The 25,744-nt window shown below is 44.9% G+C and carries 20 protein-coding genes; 11 read left to right on the forward strand and 9 right to left on the reverse strand.

The genetic code is table 11. The annotated features are described in order from the left end of the window. Positions 1 to 15 precede the first annotated feature (15 nt). The 3 genes from R7E51_RS15455 to yccS all read right to left on the reverse strand — a co-directional run bounded on the left by R7E51_RS15455 (position 16) and on the right by yccS (position 2,972). A complete protein-coding gene (locus R7E51_RS15455) occupies positions 16 to 318 on the reverse strand; it encodes a hypothetical protein (RefSeq protein ID WP_047101396.1) in 303 nt (100 codons plus the stop codon). An 80-nt stretch (positions 319 to 398) separates the two neighbouring features. After that, positions 399 to 629, reverse strand: a complete 231-nt coding sequence (locus R7E51_RS15460) for a hypothetical protein (RefSeq protein ID WP_005376575.1) — start codon at positions 627 to 629, stop codon at positions 399 to 401. Positions 630 to 818: 189 nt separating this feature from the next. Then, positions 819 to 2,972 (reverse strand): YccS family putative transporter, encoded by a 2,154-nt coding sequence (gene yccS / locus R7E51_RS15465; RefSeq protein ID WP_005376573.1) that lies wholly within the window; start codon positions 2,970 to 2,972, stop codon positions 819 to 821. A 324-nt stretch (positions 2,973 to 3,296) separates the two neighbouring features. Here yccS and helD point away from each other — a divergent pair, with 324 nt between their 5' ends. Further along, positions 3,297 to 5,366, forward strand: coding sequence for a DNA helicase IV (gene helD, locus R7E51_RS15470; protein WP_005376572.1), 2,070 nt, complete (start codon positions 3,297 to 3,299; stop codon positions 5,364 to 5,366). A 77-nt stretch (positions 5,367 to 5,443) separates the two neighbouring features. Here helD and R7E51_RS15475 read toward each other — a convergent pair whose 3' ends face one another. Further along, on the reverse strand, positions 5,444 to 5,899 hold the full coding sequence (locus R7E51_RS15475) for a methylglyoxal synthase (protein WP_005376571.1): 456 nt from the start codon (positions 5,897 to 5,899) through the stop codon (positions 5,444 to 5,446). 64 nt (positions 5,900 to 5,963) lie between these two features. Next, the gene (torT, locus tag R7E51_RS15480; protein ID WP_257789287.1) at positions 5,964 to 7,013 is read right to left on the reverse strand and encodes a TMAO reductase system periplasmic protein TorT; all 1,050 of its coding nucleotides are present in this window, start codon (positions 7,011 to 7,013) and stop codon (positions 5,964 to 5,966) included. 43 nt (positions 7,014 to 7,056) lie between these two features. Between torT and torS the strand changes: the two genes are divergently transcribed. Next, on the forward strand, positions 7,057 to 10,020 hold the full coding sequence (gene torS, locus R7E51_RS15485; RefSeq protein WP_005376567.1) for a TMAO reductase system sensor histidine kinase/response regulator TorS: 2,964 nt from the start codon (positions 7,057 to 7,059) through the stop codon (positions 10,018 to 10,020). A 50-nt stretch (positions 10,021 to 10,070) separates the two neighbouring features. Here torS and R7E51_RS15490 read toward each other — a convergent pair whose 3' ends face one another. The 3 genes from R7E51_RS15490 to R7E51_RS15500 all read right to left on the reverse strand — a co-directional run bounded on the left by R7E51_RS15490 (position 10,071) and on the right by R7E51_RS15500 (position 13,103). Beyond that, positions 10,071 to 10,262 carry a hypothetical protein gene (locus tag R7E51_RS15490; RefSeq protein ID WP_005376565.1) on the reverse strand — a complete coding sequence of 64 codons (192 nt, stop codon included), beginning with the start codon at positions 10,260 to 10,262 and terminating at the stop codon, positions 10,071 to 10,073. Positions 10,263 to 10,281: 19 nt separating this feature from the next. Beyond that, positions 10,282 to 12,636, reverse strand: coding sequence for a fatty acid cis/trans isomerase (locus tag R7E51_RS15495; RefSeq protein WP_206957740.1), 2,355 nt, complete (start codon positions 12,634 to 12,636; stop codon positions 10,282 to 10,284). Positions 12,637 to 12,716: 80 nt separating this feature from the next. Then, positions 12,717 to 13,103, reverse strand: coding sequence for a winged helix-turn-helix domain-containing protein (locus R7E51_RS15500; RefSeq protein ID WP_005376561.1), 387 nt, complete (start codon positions 13,101 to 13,103; stop codon positions 12,717 to 12,719). Between the two features lie 306 nt (positions 13,104 to 13,409). On the opposite strand from R7E51_RS15500, the gene R7E51_RS15505 reads away from it, so the two are divergent. Beyond that, entirely contained in the window at positions 13,410 to 14,957 is a 1,548-nt protein-coding gene (locus tag R7E51_RS15505; RefSeq protein WP_005376560.1) for an arylsulfatase, read from the forward strand. Positions 14,958 to 15,091: 134 nt separating this feature from the next. Here R7E51_RS15505 and R7E51_RS15510 read toward each other — a convergent pair whose 3' ends face one another. Next, a complete protein-coding gene (locus tag R7E51_RS15510) occupies positions 15,092 to 15,949 on the reverse strand; it encodes a LysR family transcriptional regulator (protein WP_005376559.1) in 858 nt (285 codons plus the stop codon). 141 nt (positions 15,950 to 16,090) lie between these two features. On the opposite strand from R7E51_RS15510, the gene R7E51_RS15515 reads away from it, so the two are divergent. The 8 genes from R7E51_RS15515 (at position 16,091) to R7E51_RS15550 (ending at position 25,732) form a co-directional block, all read left to right on the forward strand. Then, entirely contained in the window at positions 16,091 to 17,617 is a 1,527-nt protein-coding gene (locus R7E51_RS15515; RefSeq protein ID WP_017635363.1) for an arylsulfatase, read from the forward strand. A 106-nt stretch (positions 17,618 to 17,723) separates the two neighbouring features. Next, the gene (locus tag R7E51_RS15520) at positions 17,724 to 19,025 is read left to right on the forward strand and encodes an anaerobic sulfatase maturase (protein ID WP_033906479.1); all 1,302 of its coding nucleotides are present in this window, start codon (positions 17,724 to 17,726) and stop codon (positions 19,023 to 19,025) included. An 85-nt stretch (positions 19,026 to 19,110) separates the two neighbouring features. Continuing rightward, positions 19,111 to 20,094 (forward strand): AAA family ATPase, encoded by a 984-nt coding sequence (locus R7E51_RS15525; RefSeq protein ID WP_005376549.1) that lies wholly within the window; start codon positions 19,111 to 19,113, stop codon positions 20,092 to 20,094. A 12-nt stretch (positions 20,095 to 20,106) separates the two neighbouring features. Beyond that, positions 20,107 to 21,069, forward strand: a complete 963-nt coding sequence (locus tag R7E51_RS15530; RefSeq protein ID WP_005376547.1) for a DUF58 domain-containing protein — start codon at positions 20,107 to 20,109, stop codon at positions 21,067 to 21,069. After that, entirely contained in the window at positions 21,070 to 21,648 is a 579-nt protein-coding gene (locus R7E51_RS15535; protein ID WP_005376546.1) for a DUF4381 domain-containing protein, read from the forward strand. Then, complete coding sequence (locus R7E51_RS15540; protein ID WP_206957738.1) at positions 21,641 to 22,711, forward strand: vWA domain-containing protein; 1,071 nt, start codon at positions 21,641 to 21,643, stop codon at positions 22,709 to 22,711. The genes R7E51_RS15535 and R7E51_RS15540 overlap by 8 nt, the downstream gene beginning before the upstream one ends. Further along, positions 22,704 to 24,434, forward strand: coding sequence for a vWA domain-containing protein (locus tag R7E51_RS15545; protein WP_206954607.1), 1,731 nt, complete (start codon positions 22,704 to 22,706; stop codon positions 24,432 to 24,434). Before R7E51_RS15540 ends, R7E51_RS15545 begins: the two co-directional genes overlap by 8 nt. Continuing rightward, positions 24,431 to 25,732 carry a BatD family protein gene (locus R7E51_RS15550; RefSeq protein WP_025767853.1) on the forward strand — a complete coding sequence of 434 codons (1,302 nt, stop codon included), beginning with the start codon at positions 24,431 to 24,433 and terminating at the stop codon, positions 25,730 to 25,732. The genes R7E51_RS15545 and R7E51_RS15550 overlap by 4 nt, the downstream gene beginning before the upstream one ends. Positions 25,733 to 25,744 lie beyond the last annotated feature (12 nt).

Below are 25,744 nucleotides of genomic sequence, written 5' to 3' on the forward strand. Positions count from 1 at the left end.
TTGACGTTAAATCGCCTAAACGTGGATGTCTAGCAAGCTGCCAATGATTTCATTGTTTTTCTCTATGACAGACGCGCCAACTCGGTTATAACCAGCGGCTTGTGCGAGGTTGATGAGAGATTCAACTTTTTGAGAGGGAAGGCTAGGTGTTGAGGCTGTTATTGCGACATCCGCAACCGCAGCTAAATCGATGTTATGATCAGAAAGCTCTTCTTTTACCTTACTTACATTATTGCTAATGCCATGTGCAGCTTTCTCGGCCATTTGTTGTGACATCTGAACGATGTGGTATCCAGATTGAATTCCCGATACAGGCATATCACTACTCCCAACATTATGATAGTGAGAGCATAGGTGGAGTTTATAAAACGTTCAAGTGTTTTATATCAATGACTTGATTAGGCAAACAGTTTGGCAAGCATTTCTCTTTCTTCACCAGATAGAACCGGTTTTTGCGCTTTATTTAGTTTCACGCTGATCTCACCTTGTAATGACTTTAACTGACTTGCCGTTAAATCACTGAGCTTTTGCTTAAGTTCATTAAATTGTTGTGCGTTCATCTCAATACCTTCGTCGTGATTCGGTTTATCCGTCGTTGCCCGAAATTCTTCATCCTTTGGATACAACATATTTATTCAACCAAAATAGATTAGAATTTGATCGATTGCTTTTTGTCCGAATATTGTCAAGGTGTGTTAAGTGATACGTCAGATTTTTCCTAAGAAGGTACATAATTACCCACTTTGGGGTAGATGGAAACGTAAAAAGAAAAAGGGAAGCGATATAGCGCTTCCCTCTTACATATGGTTTGAATGTTACTAACTTACCCTGACGGCAAACTTACTAGCAAGTGAATGAAGCTCTGGGAGCATGCGATAGATAAGATGAAGTTGCTGCAATACCATGCGGGCAGAGCTGTCGTCTTCATCGCGCCATTCGTTTAAGCGTTGCTCGAGTCCAGCATCATCAATATTAGATAGGTCACACTCCTCACAATGCTGGTGAAGCTGTTTATGAAGTACATCCAGATGCTGATGAATACAACGGTGAGCATCTAAAACGAGTTTATGAATTGACTCATCTTCGATGCGAGTTCTGTGCGCGCCTAATGCAGAAATATAGTTCAACATTGCGTGATTTAACGTTAGGAAGCGAAAACTTTCATCAACAGCTGCGCGATATTTGCCAGGCTCCGCCAGCATCGTACTAATCGCAGAAGAGAGTGAGGCATCATTATTATGGGCCTGGCGGCGAGCGATACGGTAGCTCAAATTGTCTTTCTTGCCGATTCTATACTGACCAATGATCTGATCGAGATACTGCTTGTTCGCCTCTATCGCATCCGACATAACTTTGTGAAGCCTTCTCGACTGCCAGTCGGGCAAAATAACTAATACTGCTCCTACTGCAAGCACACACCCGATGAGGGTATCTGCTAGTCGAGGAAGGACAACTGCGTAACCTTCACCTAGTTGATTAAATAAGAAGAGGACGAGCAGTGTAATAAAACCAGTCGCGTACCCATAGTTGTTCATCCGGAAGGCGAAAAACATCACACCAGAGATAACGATAAATACTAACTGGCTTTCTTGAGAAGGGAAAAAAGTCAGCAATGGTACACCAATCAACAAACCAGCTAATGTACCTATTACTCTTGCCGTCAATTTTTGGCGAGTGGCACTGTAGTTCGGTTGGCATACGAATAAAGTGGTTAAGAGTATCCAGTAACCTCGGTCGATGTTGAATATTTGAATGATTCCATAGCCAATCGTTAAGGCAATTGACATACGTAATGCATGCCGAAACAGCATCGAATCTTTGTGTAAATTTGCTGATATACGCTGCCACATCGCTTTTAGCGTGTGTGGGTTGGTATCGGCGAGGGTATCTTCTTCGAGGCCTTCAACATCTGGGTTGTTAATGTTATTAAGCTGTTTTTCTACCGTCGCTAAGTTGTTGAATAAATATGTTAACTGCATCAGAAGACGTTTCCAGTGCCCTTGCTTTTGTTCTTCTAGATAAGCAAGAGAGTTTTGTACTTCAGCTAATGCCAGAATAGATTGATCGGTATGGGAGTATTCATTTCCTAGCTGAATGGCTAGTGCAATATCACGACACGCTTGGGCTTGAGACTCCAAAAGATATTTAAAACGAAACAGCACATCAGAACGTTCAAATTCGGTCGCTAAATCCTGATAGCGATAATGGCTAGAACTGACTCGTTCGTGAATGTCTTGAGCGATGAAATAAATATTTAAAAATCGGTCACTAGGCCCATCAATGTGACCCCGTTTCGATCGGTTAAGTAATGTGGTTTTACAAGCGTTTAGTGCCGTAACCGTGGCAGCATTGCATTTTGCAGCTTCAATCCTCAGCGGTTGTGGCGTCAAGTTGGTCACAGGGTGAAAAAGCTTGGCTTTCGCATCAAGATAATTCGCCATTTGGAAAAACACATTGGCTAGGCTTTGTTGCACCGGTTGAAGGGGCCAAAATATCTGCCAAATCATGGACATGAAGTAATACCAGGCGGCACCAGTCAAAAGCAGTAGTGGCTGAAACCAAATGTTGGTGCTTTCATGTGCGCCAAGCATAGTATAAATAGCGATCAGCAACGAACCAAAAGCAATACTCGCGTACTTAGGACCTATCGCCCCAAGAATGATAAAACCAAAGGTTGAGATAAATAACCCTAATGCAAATGCCCAAGGGGTATCGAACAAGATTTCAATTGAAAAAGCAGCAAGCGCAAAACAGAGAAAGGTGAGAATCAGAGCCTTGATGCGTCCAGTGAAACTGTCATCACTTTCAGCCAAAGCAGCAGCAATAACGCCTAATATTAATGGCGTTATCAGCGTGTTTTGCTCGAAGTACCAAGTCGGGATAACTACACCCAGTAAGGTGATTAGGATAAGAACGCTGTAATTTATGGTCTTGTTTGCCCAATAGAGCCGAAATTTAGAAGTTGCTTGCACAATGCGCCTTATGTTTCCGATGAAGAACAGGGGGAATACTACCAGACCCACTATAGCGCGTTTATGATTTACTTTAAGAAAAATTCGTGGTTGCTGATAAAATCAGCAGGGATGTCATTGACTTATATTAAAGCTGCCAGGTCATGTATTGAGGATTGTAAAGCCAGCTTCAAATAACCTCAGCTTTAGGTTATTAAATCGACAGTAATGTGAATTTTATTAAAGAATAGAAGAAGAAGCTTACTTAGGAGCTCGCCGTTGCTACAATTTAGCGCCTTAAAATGATATAAATCGACAACTTCTAAACTAAAAGGCGCACGTTTCATGCAGCTTACTGCCACTAGCAAAGCACAGTTTTTTATTCAAAATGAGTACCATCACGTCGAAATAAAAGAGAACAGTGTTTTATTAAGCTCGATAGGCAGTGAAGAACATATTCCTTTTACGATCTGGAATGGCAAAGTTAGCGTAAAGCGTGGGTTATTATGGAGCTCTTTACAGTTTTTTGCTCATGAACACGAAGGCAAACAACAAAGCTGGCTAGTCCAAGGTTTACCGTGGCCACAATGCCGAAAGTTCGCGCTTGAGGCCGTTCGTCAATATCAAGAGTGGCACAACACTCAGTGCCGAAAACTGGCTGAGTATCTACCTAAGTGGGAAGAAGAGCTTTACAAACTAAAGCACTTGCCTGCTTACTTATCGCATTCTCAAGTGGTCTCCTGGGTTGAAAGTCTTAACCAAGAGTTAAGCGAGATGAAAACCACCCTAGAAGAAGCCAAAATGCGAATGCCGAATCGTATGTCGCAAATAGAGCCTTGGCTCATTGATACCTCTGAGGCGCTTGGTGAGCGTAATCGCGATTGGCTAGAAGCAGAACGTCCAAATTGGGAAGTGCTGTTTAATCAAATTGAATCCTCTCCTTTGAATTTATCCCAGCAATATGCGGTATTACTCAACGACGACCACAACTTAGTTCTTGCTGGTGCCGGCTCGGGCAAAACCAGCGTTTTAACCGCACGAGTTGCCTATTTGTTGCAAAGCCATCAGGCTCAAGCAGAAGAGCTTCTCATGTTAGCGTTCGGTCGTGATGCGGCGACTGAAATGAAAGAACGCTTAGTAGATAAAGTGGGCATGGCGGCAGACGGTGTGCGCGTCAACACATTCCATCAGTTGGGCTTGTATATTCTTAAACAAGTCGAACAGCAACCTGTCGAAATTAGCCCTTTAGCGTTGGACGAAAATCAACGAACGGCATGGTGTGTAGACTGGTTGAAAAAACATTGGATGACACCCACCAACTTTAAACGTTGGCAAAAACATTTAGACAAATGGCCGATTGCGTACCTAAAAGGGGATGATGAGTTAGGAAGCCATTCAGAAAATCCAAAACTGATCGCTTGGCTAGATTCGCAGCTGTCTCATTTAGCGGCGGTAGGGTTGACCAAAAAGCAAGTACAAGAAAAGCTCGTAAACCACCAAGACTATACGCGTTTAAATAGTGAACTCGCCTTATGCTGGCCATGTTTTACAGCGTGGCAGAAAATGCTTAAAGAAAGCAACCAAGTGGATTTCCCAACCATGATCAGTCGTGCGACAGATTATGTGAATAAAGGGAAGTTTGTCTCGCCATGGCGCTTTATTATGGTCGATGAGTATCAAGATATCTCTCCAGATCGTCTGGCATTGATTGAAGCACTGTGTGAATCCACTCAGAAACAAGCAGGTGCCACGTTATTTGCTGTTGGCGACGATTGGCAAGCGATCTATCAGTTTGCAGGAGCGGATGTCGATCTTATCACTGGCTTTAAAGAACGCTTTGCTCACTCTACCGTTCATCACTTAGATACAACTTATCGTTTCAACAATCAGATTGGTGATGTAGCGAATACATTCGTGCAGCAAAACCCATCGCAGTTGCCGAAAACACTAAACAGCCACAAACAACGCAAGCAGAAGAGCGTACATACCGCGCCGAGCAATCAAGTGGAAAAGATCTTGGATCACTTGAATCAACAAGCCAAGCAAACCAAGTCAGTTTTATTGCTAGGACGTAACCATTATCATAAGCCCGATTTGTTCGACGATTGGTTGCGACGTTTCCCTAATCTCGATATTCGCTTTATGACTTGCCATGCGAGTAAAGGACGCGAAGCTGACTTTGTGATTATTCTTTCTGTGGATGAGGGGCAATTCCCCGCTAAGAAGAAGCAAATTCACATTGATGGTGCGTTGACGGAGTCCAAAGACAAATTCCCTTACGCAGAAGAGCGCAGGCTATTTTACGTGGCGATTACACGTGCGAAAGAGAAGGTTTGGATCACGCATACTGGTGCGGGATCTGCATTCGTTCAAGAGCTCGTTAATGGTGACTATCCCATAGTGACTTCCCGTTAAATGCAACGTTTAGAATGTTAAAAACAGCAAGGGCGATACTTGGTATCGCCCTTGCTTTATTTGGTTGGCATCAAAGCTTACATGCGCTCAGCAAGATAGGCTTCGTAATCCGGTACTTCGATGTCTACTTCTTGCTCAAGAAGAGGGGAGTTAAACAGGAACTTAGCGGTGGCTCGGTTCGTTGCTACAGGAATATTCCAAACACTAGCAATACGAAGAAGCGCTTTAACATCTGGGTCGTGAGGTACGGCATTCAGTGGATCCCAAAAGAAAACGAGAACGTCGATTTTGCCTTCTGAAATGAGAGCGCCTAGTTGTTGATCACCGCCCATCGGACCACTGATCATGCTCTTGATCGCAAGTCCAGTTTCTTTACTCAGCATGTGTCCTGTCGTGCCAGTTGCGTAAAGGAAGTGACTCTGTAGCTTTTCTTTGTTTTCTTTTACCCAGCGAAGTAGCTCAGGTTTGCAGTTGTCGTGAGCAACCAAAGCCACATGTTTATGGGTTGGCATGGTACGAATGGTTTTTTGCATCAAGATGTTTCCGTTTGTATGATTTTAAAATTGTTGTGGCTCAATAGAACACGTTTTTGGTCTTTCAATCAACAGCCTTAACACGGAATGTCGGCCTATATTCTGACGGAGATAACGATTCTTCGATCGTGTCGTCATGAAGCGTCTTCGGAGTCAGTGGTTTGATGGTTGGTGAGGCATGTTTGTCATAAGCTTCACCTCTTAAGTAATACGTTGCTTGCATCACGGAAAGCCGACCTTGCTGCACCATTTTATCTGTTGGTGCGAAGAGCACTTTGTTACGTAACAGGCCTCGATATACACCATGACTTAAGTACACAGAAACTAAACCGATCTCCTCAGCTTTGCCGGCACTGCGCAGCTCACTGATGGCCGCTTCAATCGCCACTGCACTGCCAACAATGTAATCTATATTTCCCATATCGATCACACGTTGAACTAGGTTACGTTGTAACTCCTTGTCGTTGTCTGCCCAAAATGAGTCAACAATGTTGATATCACTTCCTTGTATCGCTTCATAAAATCCGGCAGTAACGGGTTTCGTACCACCACGAGTTCGCGGCCCCAAAAGTAAGGCAATGTTGGTTTTTCCTGACCCCTTTGGATGGCGAGCTGCCAAATATTGACCCGCTTCGTATCCCATCCAATGCCAGTCAACACCGACAGTCCCTTTTAGCAACTCACTTTGTTCTTCATCCAAGTCGAGTTGGTTCACAGTAGCAAAAACGGGAGTATTCCCCACCCAATTTTTAAGTGAATGCTCGTAAGCCTGTGGGTCCACGGTCCCAAGGATAACCGCATCTGCTCCCCATTGGTTACACAGTGCGAGTTGTTGTTCTTGACGGGTTTTGTTTGGGTAGCCGCCCGCTTCAAGGACTCGTAGCTCGACACCTTCTCTTTTCGCTTCGGACACCATTCCATAGTTTACTGACAACCAGTATGAATCCTTTAGGTGAGGGTATATTGCACATATTTTCTCTGCGGCAACCGCTGGCAAAGAAGCAACTAGGGTTAAAATGGCTGCAGAATGTTTGAAAAATGTGCGAAATGCGTGTTGATTTTTAACCATGAAATGAAGTTCGTTGGCATAGATTAAGTAAACACTGCAAAATATAACGTAATATGTCGCTGAACACGAACATTAAGGTCATGAAAATATGCTGCTAGCAACTGCAAGCATCGGTCGTAAACTTTTGTTGTCTTTCATTGCGATGGCAATACTGGTCATGTTATCGGCACTTATTGGTGTGTCTGGATTTTCTTTGGTTGCCAAAACCGAAAGAAATGTTGTGGATTCTGCGATTCCCGCCATGATTGAGGCGAGACAAGTCTCTGAATTGAGTACTCGTATTATTTCGTCTGTACAAATGTTGTCGAACGCAAGAAACGAGCAGGAAAGAAAGGAGTCAGGGCGAGTGCTGTTCGAACAGCTCGAGTCTTTACTCACTCACATCAAGGAGCTCGGGAGTGAGTCGTTCGATTCTCAATTGTTAGAAGCTTTAGAGAATAATGTCCAGAACGTTATCGACAATTTGGCAGAACTCGGTGTTTCGGTTGAAAAAAAGCTGTGGCTTGCAAAAGAGATAGATACTCGTGTTGAAGAAATGCGTCTGCTCAGTGAAGAGCTAGAACAACTAACTCGTACGCAAGTTCAGAATACAAGCACCATTGCTGTTGCTAACGTCACGCATATTTATGACTTATTAGAATCGAATAAAAAATCGCAAGTTTATCAGGCGCTAGATGCACTGGTGGAGGTCGATCTTGATCTGACTGAGCGATTGCATGAACTGCACTTGTTGGCCTTTAAAATGTTGAATCAGATTGAAGAGGCTCGGACATTAACGAATATTGAGCGAATTCAACAGGTTCAAAGTGATTTCGATAGCAACCTCAAAATCATGCAACGCCGTGTACTCGCTGTGGAAGATCCTACGCGCTCTAAGCAAATGAGCCAACTGCTCATAGAGCTTGGTAAGCGTCAGGTCGTATTTTCTATACTGATGCAGCAATACGAGAATAACGAACAGTCACAACAACTGATGCAAAAGACATTAGAGTTGTTCTCAGAGCTTAATGGCACGGTCAACAAATTGGTTGATGATTCAAACAAAACCACTACCGTCGCTGTAGACCAATTGACCAGCACACTGAAATTCGCTCAGTGGTCTTTAACCGTTATTTCAATTGTTGGTTTGATTGTATTGGTGCTGATTTTATGGCGTGTGGTGTACCTTTCTGTTGTGAAGCGGTTAGCTGAATATTCCGCTGCGTTGCTGTCTGTGGCGCAGGGTAACTTAGCGGTTGAGTTGGAAGTGAAAGGCAAAGATGAGTTGGCGCATATGGGGCAGGCCATCATCACGGCTCGTAATACCGCGCAAGCACTAAAAGTGGTAGCAGAGGGTGAAGCTCAAGCCAAGCGAGAGCTTGAGGAGCATAAAGAGCATTTAGAAGAGCTCGTTGAGCAGCGCACTTCGCAGTTAAAACAAGCAAACCGCCGTTTGAATGAAGAGGTTTTGAATCACGCTAAAGCTCGCAAGCAAGCAGAGCAAGCGAGCCGAGCAAAATCGGCATTCTTGGCGACGATGAGCCATGAGATAAGAACGCCAATGAACGGAGTGTTGGGGACAGCACGCTTGTTGATTGACTCAGGCCTCAACCCAATTCAAAAGCGTTATGCGGAAATCATTAATCGTAGTGGTAAAACGTTGCTCGCGATCCTTAATGATGTACTGGATTACTCCAAGATTGAAGCGGGGCATTTAGAAATTCGTCACATGGGCTTTGATTTACACCAAATGGTGGAGGACACTTTCCAGTTAATGAACAGTCGAGCACAAGAGAAGAAGCTGCTGTTCTCCTACCATATTGAAAGTGATGTTAGTCGCTACTGGAAAGGGGATGTCACCAGAATCAGTCAGGTGCTGAACAATCTCGTTGGTAACGCGATTAAGTTCACTGACGAAGGAGAAATTGATATCTACGTTAGCCTGAACCCTGAGGACGAGTCGCAAGTCCTGTTTGAAGTATCAGACACTGGAATAGGAATTGCCAAAAAATACCAGAGAACGTTGTTTGATGCCTTCACGCAAGCTGAAGGTGGGATGAGCCAAACTGGAGGCACGGGGCTTGGACTTGCCATCAGTAAGCGAATCATTGAAGCGATGGGCGGTGTTTTAGAAGTCGATTCCGAAGAGGGAAATGGTAGCCGATTCTGGTTCTCTATTCCGTTAGAGGAAAGCGAACCTATTGAAACAGGAACCGTGGCAACCGCACGTTGCAAAGTGAAAGCAAAGGTCTTGCTAGTAGAAGATAATGAAGTCAACCGAGTGGTCGCGGAAGGCTTTCTAGAAAGCATGGGGCACCAAGTCGTGATGGCAGAAAACGGCTCACAAGCAGAGCAACTGATCAGCACACAAGATTTTGATATCGCTTTGGTCGACATCAACCTCCCTGATTGTGATGGAACTGAGTTGATCCAACGCTTAAAGCGGATTGAGTGTGATAAGCCGGCCAATAAAGCGCTTGCCGTCACGCCAATGATTGCAGTGTCTGCGCACGTTTTTGCGGAAGAAGTTGAGCGCTATCTAGCCGCTGGTTTTGACGGATACTTGCCTAAGCCATTGGCAAAAGAGGCACTCGCGGCATTGATTCAGGATGCGCTAGACGGAAAGCCGTTGTTGTTGCCACAAAATGCCGACTGTACCCCGTTTGATCAAATTTCGCCTCAAGAACAAGAGCTACAATCAAAGGTCGTTCAAGCACCTAAAACAAAGGAACCCGATGTGGTTATCATTAATCCGAGCGTGATTGAGTCCGATATGAAAATCTTGGGCAGAGATAAGATGTTGCACATTATTAATCTGTTTAGAGCCACCAGCACCGATGTATTAAGCAAGCTGCAAGCGTCTGCTGAGGACAATGATAGTAAAGAAGTAAAGAACCTTGCCCATAAATTAAAGGGCAGTGCAGGAAGTTTAGGGCTAACTGCGCTAATGAACGCTTGCCAAGCAATTGAAGCCGCGCCTCAACCTCTAGATACCTATAATGCGACTAAAGATGATTTAGTTTCTCAAGTGTCTGCATCAATTCAAGCTCTGGATGAGTTAATGGCGAAGTAATCCATCGAGCATTGAAAATAAAAAAACCTCCGGCTTTCCGGAGGTTTTTTCTATTCGGTCATGTCATCTTCCCACTCGAATCGAGTGTCTAGGGCATAAGGGTCATCATCAAAAGGATGTTCCACTTTGCCACGCAAGTATTCGAGTTGATGCTCAAGCATATTGACCGTTTCGTAGTCTCCCTCAGAACAAGCAACGTAAATCTGTTGTTCAAGAGCGGCAATGTTATCTCGGATACCCATGAGAACCCCCTTTAAATCATCATCGATTCTCAAAACGATTATAGTCAAGTAATCCAAATTCGATCGGTTGTTTTGTACGGTACCAATTATGTAAACGATCGCTAAATGACCAGAATTTTTCTGAGCTTCTACGAATCGCAAAATTATCCAATAACTTAACGTAATCGGACTCGTTTTGGATGGCACTAAATTGATCGACAAAATCTTTTACTTGGTTTTCGTTGATCGAGAAAAATGCCGCAGGGTAGCTTCCCACAACGCCGCGTACAATGGTCATATCATCGTTAGCAAAGTCACGGTTACTTTCTTCATCAAACAAGCTAGAGATGTTTGTGTGTGCATTGTTGTGAAGTAAGGTGAACAGTTCATCTTCCCCTGATTGACTTCTCACCATAAGCATAGTGATTTGCGGAACGGTTTTTAGGCCTTCACCACGAACGTGGTCAATACGTTTTAGTTGCTTTTCACTACTCGCAGAAAGAGCCGTGTCTTGAATTTCGTAGCGAGGCAGAAGCACATCTGAAACATGTTCGCTCAACAACTCCACCAACTCCGTTTTTGGATCGTCACTCTTATACTGAACGCTGGTTGGTTGGTTAAACGGCTTCACATTTCGTTGTAAAAAGTCACTCAACTGCGGGCTTTGATCTTTATACCAGCTAGATTGCAGTTCATGGCGCATATCGGCGGGTAACAACGAGATAAAGTTACTTTCGCCTTCTAGACGCAAGAAGTCCATAAACATTCGTGTCATGAGCTGATGGCCGAAGTTACCGTAAACGTCAAACCCAGCAACAAGCAAATAGTGGATACGCTCTAGTAACGCGTAGTCAAGAATCCACACTGTTTTAGGCTGCTCACCAACTAACCCTTGAACAACAGAAGCACTATCAAAATGGCGGAATATCGTTAATGCCGCATTATGGTTGGTGCCATTACCGTCCCAAATTACATCGGTGGATAGGTTTTCACCTTCTTTAAACCAGTTATTAGTGAACTCAGATTTAGCCTCTAGGTAGCGAGCTTGCTGGCGCGCGTACTTGACCCAGTTGGTAACAGGTAGCGTGTTACTTTCTTGTTCTGCCGGTAGTTTTAGGTTATCAGCCTGAGATCGGTAAAACTCATTTACTTCTGGGATGTCTGCTTTATCTGGATCAAGGAAAAACACCCAAAAGCGATCATTGATAACATTCAATGCCAGTTGGCCACGACAAACTGGGCCTTTGATGTATGCCATTATTGTATTTTGTGCATTATCTAGCATGAACTTAAAGCGCGATTTCACTGGAAGGTCGATGAATGATGTCATCGGGTTTGCAGCAACTTCTGGTGCATAACTCGGTAGCTGGCTAACCGTGTAATCAGCATCAATAAACCAAGTTTTCCAGTTCTCTATGCGTTGCTTGTTTACCGCGAATGGCATGTGAGTTTTATCTACTATGGTCCCTTGCTCTGGAATAATTCGATAAAACACACGTTCAACCCCTGGATCATCGTACGGGCGACGCGTTGAAATACGTTTGACGGGCTGTCCTGGTGGTGTAGCAGAGCGGACGAGCGTGAAGAATCGGGGATCTTCATCGAGTTCTGAAAAGTAGAGATGAGATAAAAACAAATGCTCATATATATACCTAGCCATCAGCTGATTTTTCAAATCAGAGTGGTTAAGTAATGTTTCGTACTTATCTATTTGCGCTTGCTCATTCTCACTAACAGGTTGGTGAACGTTCATTATTGCGCCGTTTTCCAACCAAGTCATGAGTGTGTGGTATTCACTGTTTGATAGATTTGGCATACCAAAAGGCATGCCCCAGGTTGGGTTATCCTTCTCGTATTGCTCGTATTCTTCAATCGTCGGACAGGTTTGCTCTCGGTCTATCGAAAAGTCAAAGCCTTCTAACTGGACTTGGTCAGGCAATGGGTGGCGCTCTTTTTGTTGTAGCAAACGTGCGATAAGTCCTGCATCAATGTTGGCTGCCATGCTTTGATCACGTTCGTTGAGAACCGGATGAAAACCCGCATCGCGCCACTCTTGGGTTGTTTCTGCATCTTCGAATAAGCGTGTTGGTGCTGCGGCTGTGAGTCTTGTTCCTTCATATACCAGTGCTTTACTCGCACCACGGTCAATGCCCTCAACAGAAGAGAGCTTAAGTTGGCATGGTGCATCGTAGCACGCGTGGCAGACGACACAGCGGTTATCCATAATGGGTTTAGCTTCGCTTTGGAAGAAGTTTGCTTGAGGGGTTTCCACGTCAACTGTGCGTTCACGCACGAGCTGTGGACCAAACAGTTGGTCATAGTTAAGACCAGCATAGGTTGCACAGCCGGCAAACAAAGTAGCAATGCAAAGTGTAAAAATTAAGCGCAAATTCATTGAGTTATTTTACGTGATTAGAATTTGCATTAATTAAAGCAAAATAAGCGGTCAATTACCAAAAGTTGGGTCAATTAGCGTTAATTTTTCTGTTGATTGTCTGAGCGCTTGAAAATGTAACCCTGGCGGTGGACTGTCTGAATTCTGTCTGTTGGAACGCCTTCGTGAACTAGACGCTTTCTCATTCTGCTCATGTGCATATCGAGTGCTCGATCATGTTCAGTAAATTCACGTTTTAGTACTGTTTCGTAAAGAAAATGCTTACTAAGCACTTGATCTTGATGGTGAGTGAGAGTTTGCAGCAGCTTAAATTGAATGCTTGTTAACTGAACAGATTTCTTGTTTGGCAAGTAATTGAGTACCACAGAGTGAGTGCGCTTATCTAGTAATAGCTCCTCATCATTATGGTGAACGCCGTTGTGTTGGCATTGGGAAGTTTTTCCATTTGAAACCTTGGAGTCAAGCACACGGGTACCTTAATTGTTAATAGTAGTAAAACGTATTATCATTAATATTTATATAAAAGCAATCAGGTACTTTATGAGCACTGTGATATGCGTAGACAATCTTAATACTTGAGATTACCAGTAGTGATGAATGATGCGATGGCGCTCTGAACTAAAGTGCTATTGGAGTGCGTATTAGCTACAAATAACGGTGTAATGTTAGGCAAAGATAGAAAGAATTCTCATTTAGTAAATTCGCTTATCCGCCATTTGTGAACTATACATTCTGTTGCAGGAAGCACTTTTCTAATACACACAGAGGTTTATATGACAGCGAAATATGGCGTTAAACGCCGATTAGCGATTCTTGCCGCCGCTTTAATCGGTGCGACAAGTAGCAGTATCGCAGCAGAGAAACCAAATATTCTCGTCATTTGGGGTGATGATATTGGCCAGTCCAATCTCAGTGCTTACACGTTTGGCTTGATGGGGTACAAAACACCAAATATAGACAGTATCGCCAAAGAAGGCATGATGTTCACTGACTATTACGGTGAGCAATCTTGTACAGCGGGCCGTTCTACTTTCATTACGGGCCAAACCGTTCTTAGAACAGGTTTGAGTAAAGTGGGGCTTCCAGGTGCTGATCTTGGCTTGAAGGAAGAGGACGCAACCATTGCCGAAATGCTGAAGCCGATGGGCTATATGACAGGGCAATTTGGTAAAAACCACTTAGGTGATAAAGATGAGCACCTTCCTACTAATCACGGCTTCGATGAATTTTTTGGCAACCTTTATCACTTGAACGCCGAGGAGGAGCCAGAAAACGTCGATTATCCTAAAGATCCTGAGTTTCGTAAAAAGTTCGGTCCGCGCGGCGTTATCCGTTCGTACGCTGATGGCAAAATTGAAGATACAGGGCCTCTAACTCGCAAGCGCATGGAAACCGTGGATGAAGAGACGTTAGATGCGGCACTCGACTTTATGGATCGTGCCGTCAAGGCTGAAAAACCTTTCTTTGTCTGGTGGAACGCAACTCGTATGCACTTCCGTACTCATGTGAAAGAAGAGAACTCTGGAAAAACAGGTATCAGCGAGTATGCAGATGGTATGGTCGAGCATGATAACCATGTAGGTCAGCTACTGAAAAAAGTGGATGATTTGGGTATTAAAGACAACACAATCGTCTTTTACTCCACCGATAATGGCCCACACATGAACTCGTGGCCAGATGCAGGTACAACGCCATTCCGTGGAGAGAAAAATACCAACTGGGAAGGTGCGTACCGAGTTCCTGCGATGGTACGTTGGCCAGGTAAAATTAAAGCTGGCTCTGTTTCGAATGATATCATGCATCACATGGACTGGATGCCAACGTTTGTTGCTGCCGCGGGTGATGACAATATCAAAGAGAAATTGCTCAAAGGTTATAGTGCGAATGGTAAGAAATTCAAAGTTCACCTAGACGGCTATAACTTCCTACCATATTTGACTGGTAAAGAGGATAAGGCCCCACGAGAAGAAATTTTTTACTTCTCAGATGATGGAGACTTAACTGCACTTCGCTATAACAAATGGAAGCTGGTCTTTATGGAGCAACGAGCAAAAGGCACGTTGCGTATTTGGGCTGAACCATTCACCACACTTCGTGTTCCTAAGATCTTCAACTTGCGTATGGATCCTTACGAAGTGGCTGATATCACTTCTAACACTTACTACGATTGGATGCTAGACCGTGCTTACATGCTTGTTCCTGCGCAAGCTTACGTAGGCAGATTCCTTGAAACGTTTAAAGAGTTCCCACCAAGGCAAAAAGCAGCAAGCTTCTCGCTCGATCAAGTGATGGAGAAACTAAAAGAGAACCCAAATAAGTAGGAAAAGCTAAGTGAAGTATCACATATAGAGAGAGGCTCATTAACGTGAGCCTCTTTTTTATCTGTAAAATTCTATCTATTCAGGTTTGTAGAAAGCTTGATGACGAAAACGCCTAACGCTTCAATTGACAAGAGTTATAAACAAATTGGTTCGTAGTGGGCTGCCGTTAAGTTGGCTTTGATTTTTTCACGTAGAGCGATGTGGGCTGGGTTGTTTACCTCTCGCTTATGGTAAACGAACTTGTAAGGGATAGAGCGTATCGAAATGGGGCAGGGCAAAATTTGAAGTTTGAGCGCTTTGCTCCACTTGTTTGCAAAAGATTGAGAAACGATCCCTAAACTGTCTCTTTGGGCGACATACAGCGCCATGCCCGCTAGCGAAGATGTGATCAAGTCGACTTTTCTTTCTTGAATTGTTTCCTTTGCTAGTTGCTCGAACCCCGACATGTTGTTCCATTTTCCTGAAAATAAACAGTGAGTTTCCTCATAAAATTGCTCTTTTGTGAGCGTGCCGTGTACACGGGGATGGTTCTCACGACAGATAACCACGGCTTCTTCCTCATAGGCATCTTCAATAATAAACGCTGCATCTTTCGTGATCACCGTATCGATTACTAGATCGACTTTTTGTTGTCTTAACAGCTCAAATAATAGGAATTTTTCGGGTGGTGATTCATAAAAAATAGTGTTCTTTATCGGGTCCATAATGTGCAACAAAATTTCCGAACAACACACTTCAAAATGATTTCTATCAGATATCGCATTGTCAATAATACTAACCGCTTGCTGGAATTGCGGCAGTAATTGATAAGCGGTGGAGGTTAGTGCGATACCTCGTCCTTTTTTAACGAATAATTGCTTATCTACGACTTGCTCTAAACGCTTTATTGCAGCGCTCACAGCAGGTTGTGTAAGCCCTAATTGTTCCGCGGCTTTTGTATAAGATTGAAACTCCGCAACAACAAGAAAAGTTTGGATCAAATTCAAGTCCATAACGTCACTCATAAATTTAATTTATAGGTTAACTAATTTTGACTGCATTTATCGCCTGAAATTAGTGCTTTATCTTATATCAACAATGGTATTGAAAAGCGAATACCGTTTTTTACGCACTAGCGAACTCTTGGAGATAATATGAAAAATGCGACCAAAACGAGCAGTAAAAAACTCGTACTTAACGCATGTACGTTAGCTTTGGGCGCTGCATCTGCAGTTGCACATGCAGCGGACAAACCCAACATTCTTGTCATCTTTGGTGATGATGTTGGTTACTGGAACCTTAGTACCTATAACCAAGGCATGATGGCGTACAACACGCCAAACATCGATAGCATTGCTAAAGAAGGTGCGAAGTTCACTAACTTCTACGCACAGCAAAGCTCGACAGCAGGCCGTTCTGCATTCATCACTGGTCAAATGCCAAAACGTACAGGTCTATCAAAAGTGGGCTTACCAGGCGCTCCGGAAGGTATCTCGGAAAAAGATCCGACGATTGCAACCGTGCTTAAACAAATGGGTTACGCAACCGGACAATTTGGTAAGAACCATTTAGGTGACCGAGACGAGCATCTTCCTACCAACCACGGTTTTGATGAATTCTTCGGCAACCTATACCACTTGAACGCAGAAGAAGAGCCAGAGAACGTGGATTACCCTAAAGATCCGGAGTTCAAGAAGAAATTTGGCCCTCGTGGCGTTATCCATTCTTACGCTGACGGCAAAATCGAAGATACCGGTCCACTAACGCGTAAGCGTATGGAAAATGTTGATGGTGAGTTTCTTGATGCCGCAGAGAGCTTCATAGAAAAGCAAGTAAAAGCGGACAAGCCGTTCTTTACTTGGTTTAACACCACTCGCATGCACAACTTCACACATGTTCCTGAAGAATACCAAGGTAAAACAGGTGCCGGTTTCTACGCGGATGGTGTTAAGCAGCACGATGACCAAATCGGTCAGCTACTTAACAAGATCAAAGAGTTAGGTGTGGATGACAATACAATCATTGTTTACACCACTGACAACGGCCCTATGGTTGATTTGTGGCCGGATGCAGGGATGACACCGTTCCGCTCAGAGAAAAACACTGGCTGGGAAGGGAGTTTCCGTGTGCCAATGTTGATTAAATGGCCTGGAAAAATTGAGGCAGGTAAAACATTCAACGGCATGATGTCATTAGAGGACTTTTTCCCGACACTAGTTGCTGCGGCAGGTGATACCAAAGTTAAAGACGAACTGCTAAAAGGCAAAAAAGTTGGCGATATGGACTACAAAGTTCACCTAGACGGTTACAACCAACTGCCATATTTAACGGGTAAGTCAGACAAATCCGCACGAAATGAGTTCGTTTACTGGAGCGACGACGGCGATCTTGTGGCATTGCGCCAAGGAAAGTACAAGTTCCACTTTATGATTCAAGAGAATGAAACGGGTATGGATGTATGGCGTAAGCCGTTCACTAAACTTCGTGTGCCACTGATCTTTGACTTGAGCATTGATCCATTTGAACGAGGCGATCAAGGCATGGGTTATTCTCGTTGGATGTACGAGCGTTCATTCTTAATGATGCCAGCAATGGATACAGTGAAAGAGGTGATGGGTACATTCAAAGAATTCCCGCCTCGTATGGAAGCAGGTTCGTTCGTACCTAAGTCTTCTAAGTAAATTAAGATTATATAGCGCTTTTTGGAGCGCTATATACCCAAATAGCTTCACTTTTGCTGTACAGCGCTCACGAGGTTATTTGGGTATATGTAATAGTGAGAAACGTATGAGTAAGATTTCCCCTCGCCATTCTACTACTATGCCTATTGTTCCTCTTAAAACGGCGTCTAAAGCGCCTGTTCTGGGCGCGTATGACCGTCGATTCCATGTGATGGCAAAGCCAGGTGGAGCAAAGTGCAACATCGATTGTCAGTACTGCTTTTATCTGCATAAAGAAAATCTACTGCACCAAGAAAAGCAGCCAAAAATGGACGACGCAACACTGGAAGCGTTCGTGAAAAGCTATATCGAAAGTCAGGATGGCGAAGAAATTGTATTCTCATGGCAGGGCGGGGAGCCGACGCTGCTTGGGTTGGACTATTTCCGCAATGTCGTAGCTTTGCAAAAGAAATATCAGCCGAAAGGCGTTCGCATTGAAAACGACCTTCAGACCAACGGCATTTTGCTAAACGATGAGTGGTGTGCGTTTTTAAAAGAGCACAACTTCCTAGTTGGCTTGTCGATTGATGGACCACGAGAGCTGCACGACAAATATCGCAAAACCCGCAGCGGTAAGCCAACGTTTGATCTCGTGATGAAAGCGGTAGATAAGCTCAAAGCGCATGGCGTGAAATTCAACGCGTTGGTCACGGTGAATCGTCACAATGCGAAATACCCGCTCGAAGTATATCGATTTTTAACCCAAGAATTGGGTGTGACTTATATTCAGTTTGCGCCGGTGGTAGAAGCCAACAACTTCCAAACAACCGCGCCGCAGTTTTGGAACGAACAGATGATCCCAACTAAAGGCAGTGATCTGGCTAAACCGGGGCATCCAATGTCGATTGTAACGGATTGGTCAGTCGATCCTGAAGACTGGGGACGCTTTTTAATGGCGACCTTTGAAGAGTGGGTGAATAACGATCTTGGCCGTGTGCTGGTTAATCTGTTTGAAACCGCGGTGGCGCAAGTAATGGGGAAACCGTCTCAGCTTTGCGTGACGGCGGAGTTTTGTGGCAAAGGGTTGGCGATTGAGCACAATGGCGACGTGTTCAGTTGCGACCACTATGTGTATCCAGAATACAAACTCGCCAACATTCATGAACACTCACTGAATGAAATGGCCTTCTCTACAAGACAATATACTTTTGGCATGGCAAAACGCGATTCATTGCCGACGTATTGTAAGCAATGCCCTTACTTGCCTTATTGTTGGGGTGAGTGCCCAAAAAACCGTTTGATCAAAACGCCGAATGGTGAGAGTGGTCTAAACTATTTGTGTTCGGGAATCAAAATGTTCTTTGATTATGCGTTACCGATGTTGGTTGGTCTTGCACAACTTCTCCAATCTCAAGAACCGCAAAGATAACATAGTGAATATAACCTTAAGTTATTTCATTTGTTCTTATACTTAACTATCGAAAAGACGGCTTAAACCATTGAAAAGGTATCCTATGAACCACGCACAACAAGCGATAAAAGAACTCATCGAACAAACAGAAAAAAGCGTCATTGGACAAAGCCACGTGGTTCGAGCTTTAGTCATCGGGTTATTAACAAATGGGCATATTCTGCTAGAAGGTTTACCGGGAACGGCAAAAACACGTTCCGTAAAATCGTTGGCGAACTTGTTAAACACCAGTTTTGGTCGAATCCAGTTTACGCCGGACCTTTTACCATCTGACGTGACGGGTACTGAGGTTTATCAAGAGCTGGATGGTAAGCCGCAACTCCACTTTCAACCTGGGCCCATTTTTAACAGCATTGTACTTGCTGATGAGGTCAACCGTGCACCAGCCAAAGTACAAGCGGCACTGCTTGAAGCCATGGCCGAAGGCACAATCACGGTAGGCGATAAAACTCACGTATTGCCGGACTTATTTATGGTGCTTGCAACGCAAAACCCAGTAGAGCAAGAGGGCACGTACCCACTGCCAGAAGCGCAAATGGACCGCTTTATCATGAAGGTTACCGTCGATTATCCAGAAGATGACGCCGAACGTGACATCATTCGTTTGGTGCGCAGTGAAGAATTGGGTGCGGAAACCAGCAGCGAAATTATTACGCCAAAACACATTGAGCCAGACGTGGTGCTAGAAGCGCGCCGTCAGTTACCAAACATCGTGGTATCGGACCTAGTGGAAAACTACATCGTTGCGTTAGTGATGGCGACTCGTAAGCCAGAGCGTTATGCCGATTCAAACTTAGCAAAATGGATTGAGATTGGCTCTAGTCCTCGTGCTTCCATCGCACTCGACAAATGCGCTCGTGCGTATGCGTGGATGCAAGGACGTGACCATGTGACTCCTGACGATGTGCGTGCCATGGTTCCGTCTGTATTGGGCCACCGTTTTTCTTTGACCTACGACGCACTAGCAGACGGAGTCGATCATCAACGAGTCGTACAAGAGCTGCTAGATTGTGTAGAAATTGGGTAAGTGGGAGGCATTATGGCTAAGCCAACTCTTGCGCCAAAATCACAGGGGATGGATCCCCGTTTGTACTGCGATTATGCTCGTTTAGTACGTCTGCAAGCACAAGCAGAATCATTCAGTTTACTTCCTCATCTAAAAGCGGGTAGCGTACTCTCTGGCCGACACAATTCGTTGTTTCGCGGTCGTGGATTGAACTTCGAAGAGCTGCGCCATTACCAATTGGGTGACGATATTCGTAACCTTGATTGGAAAGTTACGATGCGTACAGGTAAGCCGCACGTGCGCAGCTATACAGAAGAAAAAGATCGCAACGTAATCGTGTGTGTCGACCAGAGAAGCACAATGTTTTTTGCTTCGACGCAAGTAATGAAATCAGTTGTCGCGGCAGAGATCGCAGCGATGTGTGGGTGGCGAGTATTAAAAGATGGCGACCGAGTCGGTTTTGTCATCGCATCCCAGCAGGCGTTGTTTCACAGCAAGGCACAGCGTTCGCAAAACGATCTTCTGGCGCAACTTAAACGTCTCGCTAAAGCCAATCAATCGCTCAATGTGGACTCCCGCAACTCCGAAAAAGTAACGTTCAGTCAATGGATTGAGCTTATTAAACGCATGAAGCTCAAGCAATCCACTTTGATTTTTATCAGCGACTGGAGCGACTGCGAGGAGCACCACCTTGATCACCTTAAACAGCTACAACAGCACAACGATGTTCTTGCTGTGATGGTCAGTGACCCATTAGAACAAGCGCTACCAGACGATTTGGCAAAATCGAAATGGGTGGTTGGTGATGGGCAGTATCAACTCAATTTAGACAGCAACGCAAAGGTAGAAGCTGCGAGCGCAAAGCTTGAGGCTCGAACTAGCTTACAGCGTCAATCACTCTCTCAACTTATGGCGATGAAACACCTTCCGCACATCGAACTCGATACGACAGGTGAGCACATTAAACAATTCCAAAAACTGGTAGGAGGGCGTTAAATGAGTGATCTTCCTACGCCTCCGAGTACCTACATACTCAGAGAGCTGCATGATGTGGCTGTACCATCTAGCGTGAGTTGGTACCCGCAAACTATTGGCTGGAAAATTTTAGCGGCGGTTGTGCTCATTGCATTGGTGTATGTCGTATATCGATTGGCTCGGCAATGGTGGCATAATCGTTACCGAAAAGAAGCTCTACTGGCGATTTCGCAAATCAAATCGAGCGACAAAGACATGCCAAAAGTATTGTTCTCTGTGCTTAAAGTAGTGCTGATTCATATTGATAGCCGCAACGCGAAATTGTTTGATACCGCCTTTCTGCGCAAGCTCGATGCGCTGTATCCGCAAACCGAAGATTCTCAAGCAAACTCGCAAATGGTTTTTAACGATGAGCTTTCAAAGTGCTGGCTACAAAGTATTGTTGACCCAAGCGTTACGCTAACCAACGAAGAGCGAGTAACGCTTATTGCTCGTGCGAAAAACTGGGTGAGTGAGCACCGTTGTGATGCTCAAAAAAGCGCGGCAAATAAATCACCACGATTGAAACGCAAAGCACATCAGGGAGGTCAACATGAATGATCTTCTTGCATCGATAACTGGTTTGTCAGGTTTTGAATTTGCTCACCCAATGTGGTTTCTGGTTTTGCCCTTGCCGTTGGTGGTGTACTACTTGGTGCCCGCATATCGCACTAAGCAAATGGCGATCAAAGTGCCGTTTTTTAGTCAGCTGGTGGAAGCGATTGGCGAGACGCCATCAGAAGGTGCAAGCCAGTTGACCCCGAGTTGGTGGCAACGAGCAACGTTAATTCTTTCATGGCTTTTGGTGGTGTGTGCGATGGCAAAACCCACCGTGTTAGGCGAGCCTCAAGTTCGCGAGAGTTTAGGCCGCGATGTGATGGTGGTGGTGGATCTTTCGGGCTCCATGGCCGAGCCAGATTTCACCTCACGTACAGGCGAAAAAATTTCTCGTCTTGATGCGGCAAAAGAAGTGCTGTCGGAGTTTGTTCAGTCTCGTAAAGGTGACCGATTAGGCTTGGTGCTTTTTGGTGATGCTGCTTTCGTGCAAACGCCATTTACCGCAGACCAAAAAGTGTGGCTCGAACTGCTTAACCAAACCGATGTGGCAATGGCAGGGCAGAGTACCCATCTTGGTGATGCGATTGGCTTAGCGATTAAAGTTTTTGAGCAAAGCGATCAGTCGCGTGGTGCTTTAGAACAAGACCAAAACCGTGAAAAAGTCGCGATTGTATTAACCGATGGTAACGACACGGGCAGTTTTGTTGAACCGATTGATGCGGCGAAAGTTGCGAAAGCCAAAGGCGTGAGAGTACACGTCATTGCGATGGGCGATCCGGAAACGATAGGTGAAACCGCGTTGGATATGGACACGATTCATCGCATTGCGAAAGAATCCGGCGGTGAAGCGTTTGAAGCACTCAACCGTGATGAACTATCGGCTGCCTACGACGAAATTGGCAAACTGGAACCTCAACTTTACGAAAGCACCACATACCGCCCAAAACAAAGCCTTCATCATTACTTGATGGCGTTAGTGGTCATCATGCATTTGCTCGCGTTCAGCGTCGCAACACTCAAAAGAAGGACTGTTACACGATCATCATTAGGAGATAGCGATGTTTGATTCTCTTAGTTGGACGCAATTCTTTACGCAGTTTCATTTTATTCGACCACTGTGGTTACTGGCTTTGGTCCCCATGTTTTTCTTGGTGTGGTTACGCTGGCGAGAAGAAAGCAAGCCAAGCTGGAAGGATATTCTGCCCGAACATTTACGCAATGCTTTGACGATAGGTGAGCGAGGTTGGCGTAAGCAACTGCCGCTTAAGCTCTTGATGCTGATTGTGTTCATCGCCATTGTGATTTGTGCAGGCCCAACGTGGCAACGTGAATCTTCCCCCTTTGGCGAAGATAAAGCCTCTCTGCTGGTGGTGCTTGATAACAGCGAATCGATGCTGCAAAAAGATCTCCCACCAAACCGCCTTGAGCGTTCCAAACAGAAAATACGCGATTTGCTAGCCGTGCGAAAAGGCGGAAAAACGGGATTAGTCGTGTTTGCGGGCAGTGCTCATGTCGCGATGCCTATAACTCAAGACAGTAAAGTATTTGACCCGTTTTTGGCGGCCATTACGCCAGAAATTATGCCCGTGCAAGGTAAGCTTGCCGAAAAAGCCTTGCCGTTAATTGACCAACAATTGCAAGGTCAACCAGGCTCTACCGTTCTGTTGGTGAGTGATGGCGTTAATCCAGCCACGATTGAGCAATACCAAGCGTATTTCTCGGGCAAATCTTATCAACTGTTAATTCTTGCGGCAGGGAATGCTGACATTGTGAGTAACAACCCAATGGATTTGGATTCTCTACAAGAACTGGCTAGTCAGGCTAACGGTCGATTGGTGGAAGTGACCGTCGATAATAGTGATATCGAGCAACTGAATCGATACGTTGAGCGCAATATGCAGCTTAATGGCGAATCTTCAATGCCTTGGAAAGACATGGGGTATCAAATTCTGTTCCCAATCGCGCTGATCATGATGCTGTGGTTTAGAAAAGGGTGGTTAGTGCAGTGGTGCGTGATTGTAATGGTGAGCGGCACGTTATTGATGCCAACAAGTGCATTGGCCGAGAACATTTCAGTTAAAGCCGAGCAGCCACAAGTTGTGCAAAAAGTGACGGCTTTCGACAAGGTGGCGCAATGGTGGTGGGATTTGTGGCTAACGCCAGATCAACAAGGACAGCGTTTGTTCAACCAACAAGCGTATTTAGAAGCTGCAAAACACTTTGTCGATCCATTACGTAAAGGCACGGCGTACTACTACGCTAGCGAGTTTGAGCTCGCGCACAGTGCGTTTTTGGAAATGCAAAACGACCCGTCCGAAGAGGTTAGAGATTACGGTCTTTACAATGCGGCGAGCGCATTGGCGCGTCAGCGAGAATATTTGGCTGCTCGTGACTTGTTAAAATCCCTAGCCAGTAAGCCCACGTTGAGCGAGTCGTTAAGACCTGATGTTGAGCACAACTTGAAAGTGATTGCTGGCATCGTCGATGAGATAAATCAGATGAGTGAAAGTCAAGCCGGAACAGAGCAAGAGGCGTCAACCGAGCTAGGCGACAACCCTCAAACCGCAGAAGGGGCGGATGAAAAAACGTCAGCGGAGTTGATGATTAAAGAGACGTTAAGTGCAGACGACATCTTAGGTAGCCAAGAATTAGCCGACAAATGGTTAAAGCGAGTCGAAGCGGATCCTAAATACTTCTTAAATGCGAAGTTTCAGATTCAATTGCGTTCAATAGAAACCGGAGAATCAACTTCTACTGCGAACGAAAATACAGAGGAGGCGGTGCAATGATGAAAAGCCACCGTTTTACGCCCTTTGCTTTACCCTTGTGGTTAGTTATCTGTTTCGGTTTCCTCCTGAGCAGTAGTGTGTTGGCTCAAGATATTCGTGACGTTCAACGAGAGCATGGTGTTGAGTTACAAGCGTGGGTTGGTAAACAACCAACGGCTGGAGAGAAGCGTAAAACACCAAGTTTTAGCGTCAATGAGCAAGTTATTTTAACCATCGAAGTGGCAACGCCGCGTTGGTTTACGGGTGGTACGAGAATTGGCAATATTGAAATACCCAATGTTATCGCCAAACAGCGTAATCAACTAGCAACCAACTTTACTGAGCAAAAAGAGGGACAAACTTGGTCGCGTCAACGCTGGGAAGTGACTTTGTATCCACAAGCATCTGGTGATTTTGTGATTCCACCTGTCGCTGTGGGCGTTCAGGTGTCGGCGCCGGATGGCGAGAAGGTGTCAGGCACACTTTATACGCAGCCGATTAAGTTCAAAACTGTCTTGCCATCGGGATTGTTGAGCGGTGATACGCCTTGGTTTTCTGCAACGCACGTAGACGTAAAACAAGAGTGGGAAACCTCCACTGAGTCACTCAAAGTTGGGGATGCAATCACGCGTAAAATCACCATTTTGGCTCATGATTCGCTATCTGTGTTGCTACCAGACTTGTTGAAAGGAGAATCAACAACCCGTTACCAAGCGTATCCTCAACCGCACCGTTTGACAGATACGCAAACACGTGGTGACTACCAGTCAACACGCACAGAAGAGAGTGTGTACGTGATTCAACAAGGTGGTGAATTAACCCTGCCAGATTATGAGTTCCGTTGGTGGAATAGTAAGACTCAACAAGTGGAAACGGTGGTGTTAGAGGGCAAAACATTTGCTGCGAAGCACACGTTGAAATCCTTCATCAAAACGTACTTTGCATGGATTGTATCCACGCTTGTATTTCTGGGTTTTGTGATTATTTCATTGGTAGCCATTAAACGTTACTACCGCAACAGACCGACACCAGCATGGCTGACGTTCCACCGTTTGTTAAAGGCTAAACGTTGGTCTGAAGCAAGGACCATATTGTACAAACAATTGCGTTTAAATACGGCCGAGCTAGAAATGACCAAAGCCGATACGAGTGAATCGTGGCAAAAAAGTGCGTCGCGAATGCAAAATGGTGAAAATAGCGCTCATTTACTGAAGTCGATGTGGCGCAAAGTCCAGACCAAACAAAAACGCTTTAAATTCCGTATTCCGCGAGCGTTACCAGAACTGGACAAAGTCATTGGAAGAGATGGCAATGAATAAAACGGGGCGCTA

Source organism: Vibrio sp. Vb1166, from assembly GCF_033338695.1.
Classification (GTDB): domain Bacteria; phylum Pseudomonadota; class Gammaproteobacteria; order Enterobacterales; family Vibrionaceae; genus Vibrio; species Vibrio alginolyticus.

What these genes read in the sequence shown, in the direction of transcription:
- R7E51_RS15505 (WP_005376560.1), top strand. Translation starts at nt 13,410, where the DNA reads ATGACAGCGAAATATGGCGTTAAACGCCGATTAGCGATTCTTGCCGCC.
- helD (WP_005376572.1), top strand. Translation starts at nt 3,297, where the DNA reads ATGCAGCTTACTGCCACTAGCAAAGCACAGTTTTTTATTCAAAATGAG.
- R7E51_RS15460 (WP_005376575.1), bottom strand. Translation starts at nt 629, where the DNA reads ATGTTGTATCCAAAGGATGAAGAATTTCGGGCAACGACGGATAAACCG.
- torS (WP_005376567.1), top strand. Translation starts at nt 7,057, where the DNA reads ATGCTGCTAGCAACTGCAAGCATCGGTCGTAAACTTTTGTTGTCTTTC.
- R7E51_RS15535 (WP_005376546.1), top strand. Translation starts at nt 21,070, where the DNA reads ATGAGTGATCTTCCTACGCCTCCGAGTACCTACATACTCAGAGAGCTG.
- R7E51_RS15475 (WP_005376571.1), bottom strand. Translation starts at nt 5,899, where the DNA reads ATGCAAAAAACCATTCGTACCATGCCAACCCATAAACATGTGGCTTTG.
- R7E51_RS15540 (WP_206957738.1), top strand. Translation starts at nt 21,641, where the DNA reads ATGAATGATCTTCTTGCATCGATAACTGGTTTGTCAGGTTTTGAATTT.
- R7E51_RS15455 (WP_047101396.1), bottom strand. Translation starts at nt 318, where the DNA reads ATGCCTGTATCGGGAATTCAATCTGGATACCACATCGTTCAGATGTCA.
- R7E51_RS15490 (WP_005376565.1), bottom strand. Translation starts at nt 10,262, where the DNA reads ATGGGTATCCGAGATAACATTGCCGCTCTTGAACAACAGATTTACGTT.
- R7E51_RS15550 (WP_025767853.1), top strand. Translation starts at nt 24,431, where the DNA reads ATGATGAAAAGCCACCGTTTTACGCCCTTTGCTTTACCCTTGTGGTTA.
- R7E51_RS15515 (WP_017635363.1), top strand. Translation starts at nt 16,091, where the DNA reads ATGAAAAATGCGACCAAAACGAGCAGTAAAAAACTCGTACTTAACGCA.
- R7E51_RS15545 (WP_206954607.1), top strand. Translation starts at nt 22,704, where the DNA reads ATGTTTGATTCTCTTAGTTGGACGCAATTCTTTACGCAGTTTCATTTT.
- R7E51_RS15520 (WP_033906479.1), top strand. Translation starts at nt 17,724, where the DNA reads ATGAGTAAGATTTCCCCTCGCCATTCTACTACTATGCCTATTGTTCCT.
- R7E51_RS15510 (WP_005376559.1), bottom strand. Translation starts at nt 15,949, where the DNA reads ATGGACTTGAATTTGATCCAAACTTTTCTTGTTGTTGCGGAGTTTCAA.
- R7E51_RS15530 (WP_005376547.1), top strand. Translation starts at nt 20,107, where the DNA reads ATGGCTAAGCCAACTCTTGCGCCAAAATCACAGGGGATGGATCCCCGT.
- R7E51_RS15525 (WP_005376549.1), top strand. Translation starts at nt 19,111, where the DNA reads ATGAACCACGCACAACAAGCGATAAAAGAACTCATCGAACAAACAGAA.
- R7E51_RS15495 (WP_206957740.1), bottom strand. Translation starts at nt 12,636, where the DNA reads ATGAATTTGCGCTTAATTTTTACACTTTGCATTGCTACTTTGTTTGCC.